Here is a 16,003-nt window from a genome sequence, read left to right on the forward strand (position 1 = left end):
CTTATTTCTCCTCAGTAACATTCAGTGATACAGGTAATGTAAGCAAGCTTGGGGCTACCTCTTTATTTGCTACCGCGTACGCATGATTAAGATCCGAATTAAGTGAAGAATCTAATAATGTCCATGACTTTTCTTTTTGATCCCAAGCCCAATATTTATCTTGGTTAAAGTTACGTGCAATTAAAGAAATTCGACCTAAATACAAAATATTTGCTTCAATGCTTTTATCATCATCAAGCGTGATTTTACCTTGGTAAACACCCAATTTAATGCCGTAATCCAGTTCAATTTGATACGCTTCTAAAATACGACGATACTTCTCAGCATCACTGACATTCGCCACTGTCATCATGGTCTCTAGCTTTTCAATGCGAAGATTACGTTGCTCAATACGAATAGGCTTATCGTTTTTAACCGTTTGTTTTAGACCATCAATCATTTTATACATCAAAGGCACGACCCCTTGACGAGTTTGTTCAATGTCTGAAATTTGCTGATCAATATTACTCAATTCACTGTGTTGATCTTTTACTAATGCCTCTAAATGCTTGCGGTAAACATCGAGGTTTTTAACTTCTTCTTCCAGTTGCTCAATATCAGAACGCAACGATAAAGTAGAATCGGCACTATGACTAATACGAGTCTGGCTTTGGGCTGAAGCCGTATTGGTCTTATTTTGAATGGCTTGAGCCGTTCCTAAATCGCTGGCATATACCGCCATTGGTTGTGCCATCATGACCAATAGCCATGCTTTTTTCGTCATTTTCATCATAATCAAATCGCTAATTAATTAAATTCATCTAGCCAATATCAATGCAAGGCTAACCATTATTGAACGTCTATTTTTAATGTGTAGAGCGTTGGCCTTTTATCAGCAAACCAATAAAGTAAATGCCACCAATCACTGACACTAACGTTCCTGCCGCCACTTGAGATGGAAATAAAATATGCTGACCTAACCAATCAGCAATCACCATTAACCAAGCGCCAATTAATGCCGCTACGACAATCTGTTCAAATGCTTTTTTCGCCCCTAAAAGAACCGCCATATGGGGAGCAAGTAAGCCTATAAATGCAATCGGCCCCATGGTAGCAGTTACTGCACCACAAAGTAACGCAACACAAATAAGCAATGCGATAAAACTCTTAGTTACGTTTAATCCTCTGGCTTGTGCAAACAAACGACCTGCTGAAATAAGAGTTAGCCAACGATGGGTTAATAACGCAAAAGCCACCAATAAAACGACGCAAAAGAACAAAACAAAAGCAGATTCGGGAGACACTCGATAAGTAGAACCAGCAAGCCAATTCAATAATGAATATGAATCCTCATTCCCTTTTGCTAATGAAAATTGGACTAAAGCGTCGATTAACGCCGTTAATGCTATCCCAGTAAGAATGAGCATCGAAGGCGCATACTGATGACGCTTCCCTAGCACCAGTAACAGCACTAATACCGCTAAACTTCCACAAAAAGCCACAAGAGGCGCGGCTTCAAAGATATTAAACCCTAAAAAAACGCTGCCACCAATTAAGCTTAATGTCGCTCCCGCTGAGATACCTAAAATATCAGGACTTGCTAAAGGATTATAAATCAATCGTTGCAATAATACGCCTGCAACTGCCAATCCAGCCCCTGCAGATAAAGAGGTAAGTAGCCTTGGCCATTTTAACTCCCAACTGAACTCACTTGGGATCATCATTACCCACGGATCAAGTGTTTGGGTTGAATCTTTTGTTATCACAACAGCTAAAACCGCGACGACCACAAGACCCACAATCAATGATGTAATTAACCCTGTTGGTAAATACGATTTCCCTTTTGGTAAACTGATCGACAGTTGATCTTGCGAGCTCATGTTTCTTCGAGTAAACCAAATAAGTGCAGGTGCGCCAATGAATGCCGCCGCTGTTCCACTTGGGATCATATCTGTTGTGTAATGACTGAGCACTACCGCCAATAAATCAGTACCAACTAATAACGTAGCGCCTAATAATAAGCTAAAGAACAATTCATCTCTTGGAGTTCTAGCTCCTAAATGGCGCGCAATATTCGGTGCAAGTAAACCAATAAAACTGATCACGCCAACCACAGTAATCGAAGAGGAAACCAGCCATAAACCAACAGTAAATAACCCAAAGAAAGCAGGAATAACATTAAGCCCACGAGCCGCAGCGCCAACATTACCCAAACGTAATAACGCTAAGACTCTGGGCGCGAAAATAAAAATAAGTACAGCTGCTAATAGTTTAGGTAATAACCATACAATTTGATCCCATCCATTCTGAGCCAGATCCCCAGCTCCCCAAATAAACAAGTTCTTTGCGTATTGCTCATTTAATAAAATAATAGCGGTGGCGACAGCACCCAGAAAAATATTCACAGCCATGCCAGATAATACGATAGGTAAGCCTGATAAATTTCGAATACCAGCAATAGCAACGACTAAACCAAACGTGAGCGATGCCCCAACGAGTGTCGCCATAGACGCATAATCAGCCACATACTCAGCAAACCACACATTCATAATGACTAAGGCTAGCCACGCACCAGATGCCGTACCAAGTGTCATTGGGGAAACGAGGGCATTCTGAGTCAATTGTTGCATTAAGCTACCGACTAACCCAAGCATTCCACCAACCAAAAGTGCCATGATTAAACGAGGCAATTGTGACTCAACAAAGATGATCTTATCAAAGTCATCAAGTAAAGTGAGATCAACACTCGCTTGGCTTATTGCTTGCCATTGCTGAGATAAACTCAATACAGCATCAAATTGAAACGTAGCAACCACCAACCCAATCAATACACAAAGTACCGATAGATAACGGAAAGAAACGCCCTTCAACTGACTACTCATTATTACCACTAACATTGATTGATTTAGGTGCTACCTCAAGTAGGCTTTTTGCCAATGCTTGCGCTGTGTATTTTATCGACATTGCGCCACCATAACTCCATACCGATTCAACACTATTCACTCGATGGGCACGTACGAAAGGCATCGCATTCCAAATCACTGATTTGTTTAATTTACTCTCTTCATTAAACGGTTCTATATACAACGCAATGCCATCATCAATATGACGAAGATCTGTTAAGCGAAGTTGTGTTACTCCCCATTGGTTACTTTTTTGAGGTAACGCGGTGGTAAACCCTAACTGATTTAACGCGTATTGCGCTGTTGAATTATCACCATACATAAAGACCGAGGTCAGAGTTGCGAATCGAAACACAGACACGGCTGGTAACGCATTACCATACGCGTCAGCTAACTGCTGCTTTAATTCTGCTATCTCGGTATCCATCTCAATTAACTTTTCTTGTGCGACTTTCTCTTTTCCTAACACAAGGGCAATGGCTTAAAGTTATTAATCGCCATCAAGCTATTATCATGATCCGCAGAGTAAGTTTGAAAATACAACACAGGGGCTATTTTTTCTAACTGAGGAATTAAATCGGCCTGCGGAGAAGCAACAAGAATCACATCCGGTTTTACCGCCGCTATTTTCTCAAAATTTGGTTCTGCGCGAGTACCTACATCTTCAATATCACTCGACAGTGCAGGTTGTACTACCCACTCACGGTACCCCGCCGTATCTGTGATTGCGACAGGCGTAACACCAAGTTCTATCAGTTGCTCTGCAAGATCCCAGTTTAATGCGACAACTCGCTGAGGTATGGAATCCAGAACTTGTTCACCACGATTGTCTTGCACAACAAATTGAGCCGATGCAGTGTGACTTACCATCAAAAATAGAAGAGTGATAAACGAAAGAATACGATTTTTTAACATACGATAGCAACTTTGTGGTTATGAATAGGATGATCAATTAAGGTGATCGGTGTGCCATACAAATCAGACAATAACGCATCATCAAGTAAGTGAGTAGCTTCTCCTTTAAAGGCCACTTTTCCGCCTTTAAGTGCAATGATTTGTGTCGCATAACGAAGCGTTAAATTAAGATCATGCAGAATAACAATGATCCCTTTTTTGGTCTGTTGGTTTAACTCACTCAATAGTCCCATGAGTTGATATTGATGATGAATATCCAATGCGGATGTTGGCTCATCTAAAATCAAAATATCCGCTTGCTGAGCTAATAACATCGCCACCCACGCTCGTTGTCTTTCCCCACCAGAAAGTTGGTCAGCCAATGTTGAGCGAAAAGTTTCAACACCAGTTTTGATCATCGACTCGTCAATAATCTGAGCATCTTCTGTATTAAAACGCCCAAGAACCCCACGCCAAGGATAACGGCCTAAGCGAACAAGCTCTTCAACATTAAGCCCTGCGACTTCTGGTAATTTTTGAGGTAAAAACGCCACTTTTTGAGCGAATTTTTTCGAATTTAACGTAGACAGTCGTTGTTGATTTAAGCTCACCTCACCTTCTTCTGGTGAAAATTGATTTGCCAACAAATTGACCAAGGTCGATTTACCCGATCCATTATGGCCAAGCACGACAGTTAAAGCCGTTGGATCTATTGTTAATTCATCAATATCAAGAATCGTACGTTCGTCCCTGACCACTTTTATATTGTTTAGTTGATACATACTGCTACATTATTTATGTGTTTAAATGGACTTCTTTATGTCATGCCTAATTCATTTCTTTCATGGCAAAAACGCAAGAAAAGAAGCACGTAAAATGATACGCACTTCCCCCTTTATTCTTAATTAAGCTTAAAAGTTATAATTAACACTCAATTCTACCGTTTGCTCTGCACCGTACCAACAGTTAGCCGAGTCATAACAACTGTAATATTCGGTATTAAATAGGTTAGTTGCACTTAGTTGCGCCGTTGCACCAGCCAATGATTCACTTAATCCATCCAACTCATAACCAATAGAGACATCAGCAACCGTATAATCAGGCACTTTGTCTGTATTGTTCGCATCCATTTCCATTTCACCCACATAACGTAAACCACCACTAATGCGTGTTCCCGTTAGAATACCATCGTAGATATAGTAGTTAGACCAAAGGCTAGCAGCATGGGTTGGTACATAAATTGGTGTTTTACCTTCTAAGTCATTACCACTGTCTTTGGTAATTTCCATATCAATGTACGTATAGTTTGCAGCGACGTCCCAGCGATCATTAATCATCCACTGACCTTGCAGCTCAACACCTTGAGAACGGATTTCACCAATTTGCAATTGAGGTCCCCATGGGTCTGTCGGATCTGACATTAATGCGTCACTTTTTACGATTCTAAACACAGACGCTGACGCTGTTTTTGTATAATCAGCTGAATCATATTTCACACCCGCTTCTATCTGCTCGCCCAGCTCAGGATCATAGGCGTTGCCTTTTCCATCAAGACCGGCAGCTGGTTCAAAACTGGTTGCATAGCTAATAAATGGTGAGAAACCACTTTCAAGCTCATACAATGCACCAACACGGTATGAGAATTGACTTTGGTCAGCATCTTTAGACGCTGTGCTTGTTGTATTGCTTGATTTATATTGATCGAAACGACCGCCAGCAATCAAAACTAAACGATCAATTCGCACTTGATCTTGAGTATAGAATCCCAGTTGTTCAACACTGATTTTTTCTTTCGATTCATAAGACTTGGTTAACTTACTTTTATCAATCATGTCATTGTTTGGATTGAAAATATTAAAGTTTCCAAACTGATTGGTCGTACCAAACTCTTGATAAAGTGAATCACCGTCCAATTTCTGGTAATCAATACCAAACAATAAATTATGCTCAAGGCCACCCGCCATCACACGACCAGACAGTTGGTTATCAATCGTATAACCCGTTGAGCTTTCATCGGTACTGTAAATATTTCTATCAAGATTACCCGTTGATGCATCAAAATTACTTTCAAGATGATACGTATTCTCTTGATACAACGACGCATTCATGTAACGGAAGTTTTGTAAGAATGACCAGTTATTATTGAACTCATGGTTGATCTTATAGCCAGCCATGAAGAATTCACGCTCAAACGTACTCCAGTTTTTATCTCCAACAAATGTGGATGGATCCGTACTGCCATTTGGGTTGTCGTAAATCATTCCAGAAGATGGCATGGCAGAGTTCATGCCCATTGATGGATCATTCTGATAATACATATTAAAGTTGATCAGCGTTCGGTCGCTGACTTGCCAATCAACTGATGGTGCAATAACGTAGCGTTCTTCTTTTGTGTAATCAACTTGACCATCTTTTTGACGAGCAAGGGCAATAAAACGATAAGAGAAATCACTGTCTCCAAACTGCCCTGTCGTATCAATAGAGGCTTCCACTAAATTACCAGTACCTGTTGCTAATTTTACATCTGTACTTTTTTCTTTTTGTGGTGATTTGGCGATCATATTGACCATACCACCCGGTGGCATTGACCCATATAATACTGACGTTGGGCCTTTAAATACTTCAATTTGTTGAAGCGCAATAGGATCAATCTGAGGTTGTAAATTCCACCCATTTAAGCCTTGTAAAACCAAACCATCGTAATAGCTTTGCTTCACATCAAATCCACGAATATTGAACGTATCGTACATTGTCACTGCACCGCCTTTCTGCTCGGTTGTCACACCAGGAACATAGCGTAGTGCCTCATTAAGAGATTTAACACTGCGTTGTTCTAATGCTTCACCATCGAGAATAGTAATGCCCTGAGGGGTTTCCTCTGGCTCTAACGATGTTTTTGTTGCGGTATTACGATAAGCCTGACCAAATATTGAAATAGTCTCAATGTCACCAGAAGAGTTATTGTCATTAGCCATTGCTGAAATAGGAAAGAAAAAAGAAGCAGCAATTGCCGTTGCAAGTAACGAAACATTAAATGTTGAATGGTTTGTAGATACGTTCATTATAATCCTGTTTACAATTTCTTAAAATTGAATGCAAATGAGAATGATTCTCTTGCGCATGAGTATAATGATTTATTTTATGAAAAGTTAACAATTTGGGGCATGAATACATATTTTTACTGATAAATTGATTTATAACAAAAGCTACGAGTTACGGATCGGCAACCAATACTCAACATCAATGATTTCTTCACTTTCATTCAGATGATAAATCTCAAGATCAAATCCTTCAATGCCTTGATGGCCTGAAAACGGCAACCATTCTGAGATCAACCATTCAACAGACTTCGCCAAACCACTTGAAGGACCTATATAAGGCAGAACTGCGTATTCTTGAGATGGGATAATAACTTGCAATACGTTTTCACTTAATGACATTAATACTGATGATAAACTTTCATCTTCAATAACACCTGCCCAGTAAATTAGGGACTCGGTATCATTTCGAGTATCAATAACGCCATATTTACTCTCTGGAAATGAAGACACCTGGCTTAAATACCCATCAAGCTCTTCCCACACTTGAGGAACTTTATCTAAGAAATCAGGAGCATCTGAAAACAAACCTTGCAGCGTGATAGGCAATCCCGTTAACGTGAAACTTTCTTTATATTCTAATCGCACTTGATAGAAACCTGAGCCTTGGATCTCTGTCAGACTTTGACTTTTTAGAAACGGTTTACGAATACCTATTTTTTTACCTTGTTTTTGATACTCTCGCGGCGACATTTTAAAGTATTGCTTAAAAGAACGGCTAAAGGCTATCTCTGAGGTAAAGCCATATAAATAAGCTATATCTAACATACGATACTTTTTATTAAGCACTTCAAGAGCCGCCATGCTTAAACGTAGCTCTCGTACGTATTGAGCAACATTCATTCCGGTATGGCTTAGGAACACTCGTTGTAATTGCCAACGAGACCAGCAACTCATTTCTGCAAGTATCTCAACAGATAATGGGCTATCCATATTTTCATGGATATACGCCAAAATAGTATCAATTCGATTGAATGTTTTATCATTATCGATATCTACCGACATAACTTATCTCCAGTACTTAAGGTGAACCATAGCTTATATTGAGTAGAGGTAGTTATCAAAAACACAATTGATATCCTCTCTCTTTTTTAAGTCACAACACAACTCAAAAACATATCCAACTTGGTGAATAATAGTCCAGACATAAAAAATGGAAGCTTATTAATAAGCTTCCATTTTATTTTATCTGTTTAGGTTTTTAGCTAAATTAGCCTTTTAAACCTTGTTTGATTAGGTGTTCTTCGTATGTACCGTGGAAGTCGTTAACGCCATCTTTTGTGATTTCAATGATGCGTGTTGCAATTGAAGATACAAACTGACGGTCATGAGATACAAACATTAATGTGCCTTTGTAGTTCTCAAGCGCCAAGTTCAATGCTTCGATTGATTCCATATCCATGTGGTTTGTTGGTTCATCCATTAATAGGATGTTTGGTTGTTGCATAATCAACTTACCAAATAACATACGACCTTGTTCACCACCAGAAATCACTTTAACTGATTTCTTGATATCGCTTTGAGAGAAAAGCATACGGCCAAGAATACCACGAACAACTTGCTCGTCATCGCCTTCTTGTTTCCACTGTCCCATCCAATCTAATAGATTTAGATCTTCAGCGAAATCATGTCCGTGATCCTGCGCGTACATACCAATATTGTTGTTCTCAGACCATTTGATCATACCTGACATTGGTTCCATTGCACCAGCAAGCGTGTTCAATAGTGTTGATTTACCAATACCATTCTCACCGATGATCGCAATGCGCTCACCCACTTCAACCATCAAGTTAACGCCGTTAAGCAAGATGTTTTCGCCATAACCTTGCTTTAGACCTTCAACTTCTAATGCATTACGGAAAAGTGGTTTTTCTTGGTCAAAACGAATGAACGGAGATTGACGGCTAGATGCTTTAATCTCTGTAAGTTCAATTTTATCCAAACGCTTCTGACGAGAAGTCGCTTGTTTCGCTTTTGATGCGTTTGCAGAGAAACGGCTTACGAACGTTTGTAAGTCAGCAATTTGTGCTTTCTTCTTCGCATTGTCTGCTTGAAGTTGCTCACGAGCTTGTGTTGCTGCTGTCATGTATTCATCGTAGTTACCTGGGAATAGGCAAATATTTCCGTAATCCACATCAGCCATGTGCGTACATACTGAGTTCAAGAAATGACGGTCATGCGAGATGATGATCATTGTACAGTTACGAGCAAGAAGAATGTCTTCTAACCACGCAATAGTATGCATATCCAAGTTGTTCGTTGGTTCATCAAGAAGCATGATGTCTGGTTCAGCGAATAGAACTTGTGCTAATAAAACACGAACTTTAAGACCTGGAGCAACTTCGCTCATTAAACCAAAGTGTAGTGATTCAGGAAGGCCTAGACCTAGTAGAAGTTCACCAGCACGAGCTTCAGCTGAGTAACCATCCATTTCACCGAATTGAGTTTCTAAATCGCCAACACGCATACCATCTTCATCTGACATTTCAGGTAAAGAATAAATACGGTCACGCTCTTCTTTTACTGTCCATAGCTCTTTATGGCCCATGATTACAGTATCGATTACTGTGTATTCTTCGAATGCGAACTGATCTTGGCCTAATTTAGCCATACGTTCATTTGGATCTGTTGAAACTGTACCGCCAGACTGTTCTAACTCGCCACCTAAGATCTTCATAAAGGTAGATTTACCACAGCCGTTCGCGCCGATTAAACCGTAACGGTTACCGTTACCAAACTTAACAGAAATATTTTCAAAAAGAGGCTTATCGCCAAATTGCATTGTGATGTTAGCAGTCGTTAGCACAGTACATTCCAATTAGTTATTCAAATAGACATAAAAAAGCTGGCCCGAATGTCCAGCTTTTCAAATTTGCGCCGATTATAGCAGCATTTGTGATTTACATCACTTTTTATTCTGCCTTATTACTTATCAATTACTTACCCCAATACGTTTGCCAGTGAAACCACAACATATGGCTCATTATTCGATTAAATAAAGAGCAAATTACCACTATTTTTAATGGAATTAATCGACACACTCAAACCATCAATTAAATCGATAATTCAGCCCTGCACTAAAACTGTCTCCCTCAATATTATGCTGATTCGATTTCATTCCGAATGAATGATTGTAGTTTGTCACAATTTGAAATTGCTTATTAATGTTGTAACCGAGTGATGCGCCTGCCATCGGACCTAAATCAGATTCTTTTAATTTCCCATTATCATAACGAGAATAAGTAAGCCCAACTTCTGGTGAAACGAAGAAATGCGATTGTTGAATATTAACTATTTTTTCAACCGAAAACGTATAGTTATCATAATCGACACCATCTCCCGTTAAAGTTGCTGCTGTGCCTTTAAGGTATCCCCACTCTAAATCACTGCCAGCTTGAAATTTAATCCCATCAACGTTAGAGCGATGAGTTCCAACCTTGATACTCCCATGTTCGTAATTTGCACCAACATAGGTCTGTACGTCTTGAGCCTGTGATACCATAGGTAATATTGTAATTAGAGTGATAGCCAATAATTTAACTATTTTCATATTTTGATCTCCAATAAGTTCATTATTTTTCATCAAACATAGGGTAATCAATGTAGCCAAATTCATTGCCACCAAACAACGTCGCACCATCTAATCCAGAAAATTCATAATTATTCTCTAATCGTGACACTAAATCTGGGTTAGAAACAAACGGGCGACCAAAAGCGACTAGGTCAGTATAGCCTTTATCTAATATCTCATCAGCTCGCTCTTGCGTATAACTGCCTGCCACGATAATAGTGTTTGTAAAAATTTCTCGTAATGTAATGCGAAAACTCTCAGGGATAACGGGAGCATCATCCCAATCAGCTTCAGATAAATGCATATAAGCAATGTCACGAGCCTGAAGCTCTTTTGATGCATCAAGAATAGTAGGAACAATATCAGGGCAATCCATGTCTTTAAACGTAATAAACGGAGCAAGACGAACCCCCACTTTGTCAGCACCAATGGCTTCAATTACCGCATCAACCACTTCAAGAAGGAATCGGGTTCTATTCTCTCGCGTCCCGCCGTAGTTATCCGTGCGCTTATTTGAATTTGTACGTAAAAATTGATCAATCAAATAGCCATTGCCGCCATGAATCTCTACGCCATTAAAGCCCGCTTCTATCGCTTTCTTTGCTGACTGAGCAAAATCTTTAATAACTCGATCGATATCCGCCTGAGTCATTTCTCGCGGTTGAATGCAATCCACCATATTGCCATTGCCTTTCTCATCAGAGATCCAAACCTTAGTTTCAACTGGAGATAATGCAGAAGGCGCAATAGGCAACTCTCCCTTTTGGAAAGTAGGATGAGAGACTCGTCCTACGTGCCAAAGCTGACAAAACATAGCAGCACCTTGCTCTTGAACGGATTTAGTAACGAATTGCCATCCTTTTACTTGCTCATCAGTGTAAACACCCGGAGTGAATGAGTACCCTTGTGAATCATCTGAAACTTGAGTCGCTTCAGATATAATTAGCCCCGCACTCGCACGTTGTTTATAGTAAGTAGCCATCATTTCGTTTGGTATATTCCCGGGCTGACTTGTACGAGCGCGAGTCATTGGTGCCATTACTACACGGTTTTGTAGAACCAATCCTTTTAAACTTGTTTTCTGAAGTAATTTGCTCATTCTGTTCACCTTATTAAAACCATTTATCATTAATTTCGTATTTCTTGATAAAGAAACCATGCAATCAACATTCTTTTATTAACTCGTTAAGCTAGACACTAATTTATTCGATGCATTTTCATTTCGATTTGCTTTGGCAATAAAGAACAAACCGATGATTGGAACAACAACAGCGGCATAAGGGATCATGCTCGCCCCTACATGGCTATCAAGCACCAAACCACCAAGTAACCCACCAAAAGCATTCGCTAAATTAAACGCTGAAATATTTGCGGTAGCGGCAAGTTCTTGACCTTCACCACCATGTTTCATCACTCGAAGTTGCATCGCTGGTACATTTGCAAATGAAGCAATACCGAACACAAAAGCCGTAACCACAAACAATATTTTGTTATCAACAGATAAACCAACAAGAATCAGTGAAATAAGCATCGCTACCGCCCAAAACATGGATGCTTTCGCGAGATTTTTATCCGAAGATCGGCCCCCAAGTATGTTGCCAATAATCAGACCTGCCCCCACAATCACTAAGATCCAAGTAACCGCAGCCTCCCCGTAACCAGTGATATGCATAGCAATCGGCGCAAGATAACCATATAGCGTCATAAATCCAGACCATGACAACGCAGTGATCGCTAAACTAATAAGTAACATTGGATTTTTAAATGCCACAAGCTGAGTTTTAATATCTTTAGCTTCACTATGACCTGTTGATTTAATAGACGTTAAAATAAATACCATCGCAATCGCACCGAAAGCGGCGACAGTAAAAAATGTGATGTGCCATCCGAACTGTAAACTTATCCAAGTCCCCGCAGGTACTCCCAACACATTCGCCAACGTTAATCCTGCAAACATTTGTCCCACAGCACGCCCTGCCATTTTTTCTGAGACTAGATTCGTTGCGACTACTGCGCCAATACCATAGAACGGGCCTTGCACAAGACCAGCGACAACACGACTCACTAAAAGTAAATTATAATTAGGCGCTAATGCAGATAGGATATTGCCAATAATAAACAGAACCATTAACCCGATGAGTACAATCTTTTTATTAAAACGTGCGAGATAAATCGTTAAGATTGGCCCACCAATCACAATCGCAAGCGCATAAGCACTGATTAAATAGCCAGCTTGACCTTCCGTAATCGAAAGTGATACCGCTATTTGAGGAAGAATACCGGCAATAACAAACTCAGCAGTTCCAATAGCGAACGCCGCTAAGGTTAATATCCACACCTGAAATGGCATTTTTTCTTTATTCATGATGATTTACCTCTATTTATGTCGATCTTTAATGGCCTAACATTAAGTACCTATAAAGATCGTATTCATTATTAGTTAAAGGCCTCTAAGTGTTATCCATCATCACTTCGACTCTTTATTTCGCCCTCTCCTCTGGCCTATGGTTGCTATTATATTCATTCATGATACTTTGATAATTAGGTAAAATATGAACTCATTATTCAGCTGAGATGAACAATGGAATAGCAGGAGGATAAATGGATAAGTTTTCTGATATGACGATGTTTGTGAGTATAGTGAAGCATCAAGGATTAGCCGCTGCAGGGCGTGAACTTGGTTTTTCTCCGGCCACAATGACAGCAAGGCTTCAAGCTCTTGAAGAAAGGTATGGTGTAAAGCTACTTAATAGAAGCACGAGGCATTTATCACTCACTGATTCAGGAGAGCTTTACCATAAAGCCTGTATCGAGATATTGGATAACGTTAATGAAACAGAAAATCTAATCCGAAACGGGGTTAAAGAAGTCAAAGGCTCATTAAGAATATCAGCGCCAAAGGACATCGGTAGACAATATATCCTTCCTATATTATCTGAGTTCTGTAAACAACACCCCAACGTTGTTCCCTATTTATATTTGAACGATCGTATCTCTAATATCGCTGAATCAGGTATCGATATCGTGATCCGATATGGAGAGTTGGCCGATAGCAGTTTAATATCACGACGTTTATCACCAAGTAAGAGAGTATTGTGTGCTTCACCAGAATATTTAGCACAACATGGCACGCCATTAACACCTCAAGATTTGGTGAATCATGACTGCCTAGCAATGATTCGCAGCAATGAAGAATTGAAAACATGGCATTTTCAAGATGAAGACCAAAAAAGTGTCATCACTATTATTCCCAAGCGATTCTCAGATGATGGCGAAGTCATTAGGCATTGGGCTTTGGAAGGCGTTGGCGTTGCTTTAAAATCAGCTTTAGACGTGCAAGCAGACATTGAGAATAAACGATTAGTCACCTTACTCAATGGACACATGAAAAACTTTAATTCATCAACATCAAGCGCAGATTTACATGTGCTATACATCAGTAAAAAATATCAACCAAAGCGCATCCGACTGTTTCTGGATTTTCTTCATGAACGATTCAATGAATTAATAGAACAACCAGAAAGAAGTAAGAAGTAAGTATTCTCAAATTTCACAGACTACATTAACAAAAAAGGCTCAAACCTAAGTCTGAGCCTTTTAATATAAATAGGTAATTACTGAATTATTACAGTAATTCAACAGATTGTTGAGCAATCACGAATTCTTCATTGGTTGGGGTTGGTAAAGTCTCGCACCTTAAATGTTCCTAATTTTATGATGCTATAAATTTCAGCGTTCAGACATCTAGGTTCAATAAATCACTCTGCAACTTCATCTTGCTGATAAATTGGGTGCTTGTATTGATCATTTAATCTTTTGATCTCCATGATCTCCATATTTATAGAAAGTGATTGTAAGTTGGTAAGTAACTCCATTTTTTCTTCGAGAGTCGAAGTGTATACAAGGCCTTTATATTGAAGCTTACATTTTTCTGGGATCGTAAATGACACTACTCCATCATTCCTTATATGAAAAACAACACTACGCTCATCAATGAATATATAGCTCTTATCTACGGTTGACTGGAAATTTGTCATCCCAAATGACATGAGCGCAAAGGCCCCTGCTCCAACAAAAGCTAAAGGGCCAAACATAAAGGCAACGATAATACAGACCACAATGCCAATCCAAGCAAAGCCTCGCGCAATTTTATAAGCCACTTCTGGGATCATGTCTTGTTCAGTATAATGAATACCCATTGGAGTTAAGTTATAACAACGATGCTTATCTGGTGTAAAAAGATATCTTGAAATCAATACCATCATAGTTAGAAAAGTAAATATCACCCAAAAAGAATATGAATTTAAGGTTATATCTTCAGAAACAGACCAAAGAAATAACAAGATAAGTAAACCAATAAATACCGAATACCCCCAGTTAAATAGATTATTATATCTTAATCCAGCCCCTTCATAATCCCATGCATAAATAACATCTGCACTATATAACTCTTCTTTTAATTTAATTATTTGGTCTTTAGAACTCATCATTCACCTCAACTTTAATAAGTAGTCACGCAAAAGTTATTGTGAATTTTTCGCCGTAATAATTTAATATGTTTTTGATGTTAATACTGAGGTCTTCAAACGTTTTGAACGCTTCACATGGTAACCATTCATATTTTACTTTCTTCCACAATATCTCAATGATATTGAGCTCTGGAGAGTACGGTGGTAGATAACAAACTAATACATCATTCATCAACCACTCATGCAATTTTTGTTTAAATTTTGCTGACCTATGAAAAGAGGCATTATCTAAGATAATAAAGCATGGCTTATCGTTTTTTCGTGCGTTGATAAAGTGCTCAAATGCATCAATTACTGTATCGGTAGTTACTCTTCCTTCCGTTGTTTGAAAACTCAATTTACCTTGTCTACTTAAGAAGCCAAGAACATTGAGCCGTTTGCTGTGTGAATGAGCAGGCCTTAGCGATTGAACACCGATAGGTCCCCAACAATAAGGAAGATTAGATTTCTGACTAAAGCCTGACTCATCAAAATAAAAGAGTTCACATTTATTCGTACGTTCCATTTCAATCAATGAATTCAATATATTACTGAAATTATTGAATTTCATATCGTCACGCTTTAACTTTAATGAGTGTCGGGCTCTTTTGTAACTGTAATCACTTTTTTTATATTTCGTTTAATAGTGTCTAAGCTGGATTTTTTACCTGTTTCTTCTTCAAGTATTGCTTGTGCTCGTTTAAGTTGATGTGGCTCTTCATCAACCAATGACTTCAAACGATATACTTCTGCTTCTGTGTAAATAGGTTTTCTACCTATACGAACAGCGTCATACAATCCGAGCATTCCACAGGCTTCCCAATGGTCTATCCATGACGATATGGTCTCAAATTTAGCGTCTAAAATATCAGTTAACGCTAAAATAGAGTAGCCTTTATCACTGAGAATAATCGCATGTGCTCGTATTCTTACTCTATTTTTTGGATGATTAGCGATCGCTTCTTTTAGGGTTATTTTTTCATTGTCTGTTAAAGGATTAACTGCTTTCATTATGATATAGACACTGACGTTAAAATACTCATTTTAATA

General features: G+C 39.0%; 12 protein-coding genes and 1 pseudogene. 1 reads left to right on the top strand and 12 read right to left on the bottom strand.

The window, feature by feature from the left end:
- Position 1: 1 nt before the first annotated feature.
- The 10 genes and pseudogenes from VSAL_RS20740 to VSAL_RS20785 form a co-directional block, all read right to left on the bottom strand.
- Positions 2 to 769, bottom strand: a complete 768-nt coding sequence (locus VSAL_RS20740; RefSeq protein WP_012552171.1) for a DUF3450 domain-containing protein — start codon at positions 767 to 769, stop codon at positions 2 to 4.
- Positions 770 to 845: 76 nt separating this feature from the next.
- Complete coding sequence (gene fhuB, locus VSAL_RS20745; RefSeq protein WP_012552172.1) at positions 846 to 2,861, bottom strand: Fe(3+)-hydroxamate ABC transporter permease FhuB; 2,016 nt, start codon at positions 2,859 to 2,861, stop codon at positions 846 to 848.
- Positions 2,854 to 3,797, bottom strand: a pseudogene (locus tag VSAL_RS20750) (ABC transporter substrate-binding protein). Before VSAL_RS20750 ends, fhuB begins: the two are co-directional and overlap by 8 nt.
- The gene (locus VSAL_RS20755; protein ID WP_012552173.1) at positions 3,791 to 4,558 is read right to left on the bottom strand and encodes an ABC transporter ATP-binding protein; all 768 of its coding nucleotides are present in this window, start codon (positions 4,556 to 4,558) and stop codon (positions 3,791 to 3,793) included. Before VSAL_RS20755 ends, VSAL_RS20750 begins: the two are co-directional and overlap by 7 nt.
- A 129-nt stretch (positions 4,559 to 4,687) precedes the next feature.
- Entirely contained in the window at positions 4,688 to 6,838 is a 2,151-nt protein-coding gene (locus VSAL_RS20760) for a TonB-dependent siderophore receptor (protein WP_012552174.1), read from the bottom strand.
- 144 nt (positions 6,839 to 6,982) lie between these two features.
- Entirely contained in the window at positions 6,983 to 7,879 is an 897-nt protein-coding gene (locus tag VSAL_RS20765) for a helix-turn-helix domain-containing protein (RefSeq protein ID WP_012552175.1), read from the bottom strand.
- A gap of 205 nt (positions 7,880 to 8,084) precedes the next feature.
- Positions 8,085 to 9,680, bottom strand: a complete 1,596-nt coding sequence (locus VSAL_RS20770; protein WP_017021398.1) for an ABC-F family ATPase — start codon at positions 9,678 to 9,680, stop codon at positions 8,085 to 8,087.
- Positions 9,681 to 9,923: 243 nt separating this feature from the next.
- Complete coding sequence (locus VSAL_RS20775) at positions 9,924 to 10,457, bottom strand: outer membrane beta-barrel protein (protein ID WP_012552177.1); 534 nt, start codon at positions 10,455 to 10,457, stop codon at positions 9,924 to 9,926.
- Positions 10,447 to 11,544: an alkene reductase gene (locus VSAL_RS20780; protein ID WP_012552178.1), complete on the bottom strand. Its 1,098-nt coding sequence runs from the start codon at positions 11,542 to 11,544 to the stop codon at positions 10,447 to 10,449. The genes VSAL_RS20775 and VSAL_RS20780 overlap by 11 nt, the downstream gene beginning before the upstream one ends.
- A 78-nt stretch (positions 11,545 to 11,622) precedes the next feature.
- The gene (locus tag VSAL_RS20785; protein WP_012552179.1) at positions 11,623 to 12,810 is read right to left on the bottom strand and encodes an MFS transporter; all 1,188 of its coding nucleotides are present in this window, start codon (positions 12,808 to 12,810) and stop codon (positions 11,623 to 11,625) included.
- A gap of 236 nt (positions 12,811 to 13,046) precedes the next feature.
- Between VSAL_RS20785 and VSAL_RS20790 the strand changes: the two genes are divergently transcribed.
- Entirely contained in the window at positions 13,047 to 13,982 is a 936-nt protein-coding gene (locus tag VSAL_RS20790) for a LysR family transcriptional regulator (RefSeq protein ID WP_012552180.1), read from the top strand.
- A 221-nt stretch (positions 13,983 to 14,203) separates the two neighbouring features.
- On the opposite strand, the gene VSAL_RS20795 is transcribed toward VSAL_RS20790, so the two are convergent.
- Together VSAL_RS20795 and VSAL_RS23065 are read right to left on the bottom strand one after the other, a co-directional pair.
- Entirely contained in the window at positions 14,204 to 14,935 is a 732-nt protein-coding gene (locus VSAL_RS20795; RefSeq protein WP_012552181.1) for a hypothetical protein, read from the bottom strand.
- Positions 14,936 to 14,957: 22 nt separating this feature from the next.
- A protein-coding gene (locus VSAL_RS23065) for an IS630-like element ISVsa8 family transposase (RefSeq protein WP_085941784.1) occupies positions 14,958 to 15,964 on the bottom strand; the annotation gives its coding sequence in 2 pieces (ribosomal slippage) (positions 14,958 to 15,586 and positions 15,586 to 15,964; 1,008 coding nt in all).
- Positions 15,965 to 16,003 lie beyond the last annotated feature (39 nt).

This window comes from Aliivibrio salmonicida LFI1238 (assembly GCF_000196495.1).
Taxonomy (GTDB): Bacteria; Pseudomonadota; Gammaproteobacteria; order Enterobacterales; family Vibrionaceae; genus Aliivibrio; species Aliivibrio salmonicida.

What these genes read in the sequence shown, in the direction of transcription:
- VSAL_RS20790 (WP_012552180.1), top strand. Translation starts at nt 13,047, where the DNA reads ATGGATAAGTTTTCTGATATGACGATGTTTGTGAGTATAGTGAAGCAT.
- VSAL_RS20775 (WP_012552177.1), bottom strand. Translation starts at nt 10,457, where the DNA reads ATGAAAAATAATGAACTTATTGGAGATCAAAATATGAAAATAGTTAAA.
- fhuB (WP_012552172.1), bottom strand. Translation starts at nt 2,861, where the DNA reads ATGAGTAGTCAGTTGAAGGGCGTTTCTTTCCGTTATCTATCGGTACTT.
- VSAL_RS20755 (WP_012552173.1), bottom strand. Translation starts at nt 4,558, where the DNA reads ATGTATCAACTAAACAATATAAAAGTGGTCAGGGACGAACGTACGATT.
- VSAL_RS20740 (WP_012552171.1), bottom strand. Translation starts at nt 769, where the DNA reads ATGAAAATGACGAAAAAAGCATGGCTATTGGTCATGATGGCACAACCA.
- VSAL_RS20780 (WP_012552178.1), bottom strand. Translation starts at nt 11,544, where the DNA reads ATGAGCAAATTACTTCAGAAAACAAGTTTAAAAGGATTGGTTCTACAA.
- VSAL_RS20760 (WP_012552174.1), bottom strand. Translation starts at nt 6,838, where the DNA reads ATGAACGTATCTACAAACCATTCAACATTTAATGTTTCGTTACTTGCA.
- VSAL_RS20765 (WP_012552175.1), bottom strand. Translation starts at nt 7,879, where the DNA reads ATGTCGGTAGATATCGATAATGATAAAACATTCAATCGAATTGATACT.
- VSAL_RS20795 (WP_012552181.1), bottom strand. Translation starts at nt 14,935, where the DNA reads ATGATGAGTTCTAAAGACCAAATAATTAAATTAAAAGAAGAGTTATAT.
- VSAL_RS20785 (WP_012552179.1), bottom strand. Translation starts at nt 12,810, where the DNA reads ATGAATAAAGAAAAAATGCCATTTCAGGTGTGGATATTAACCTTAGCG.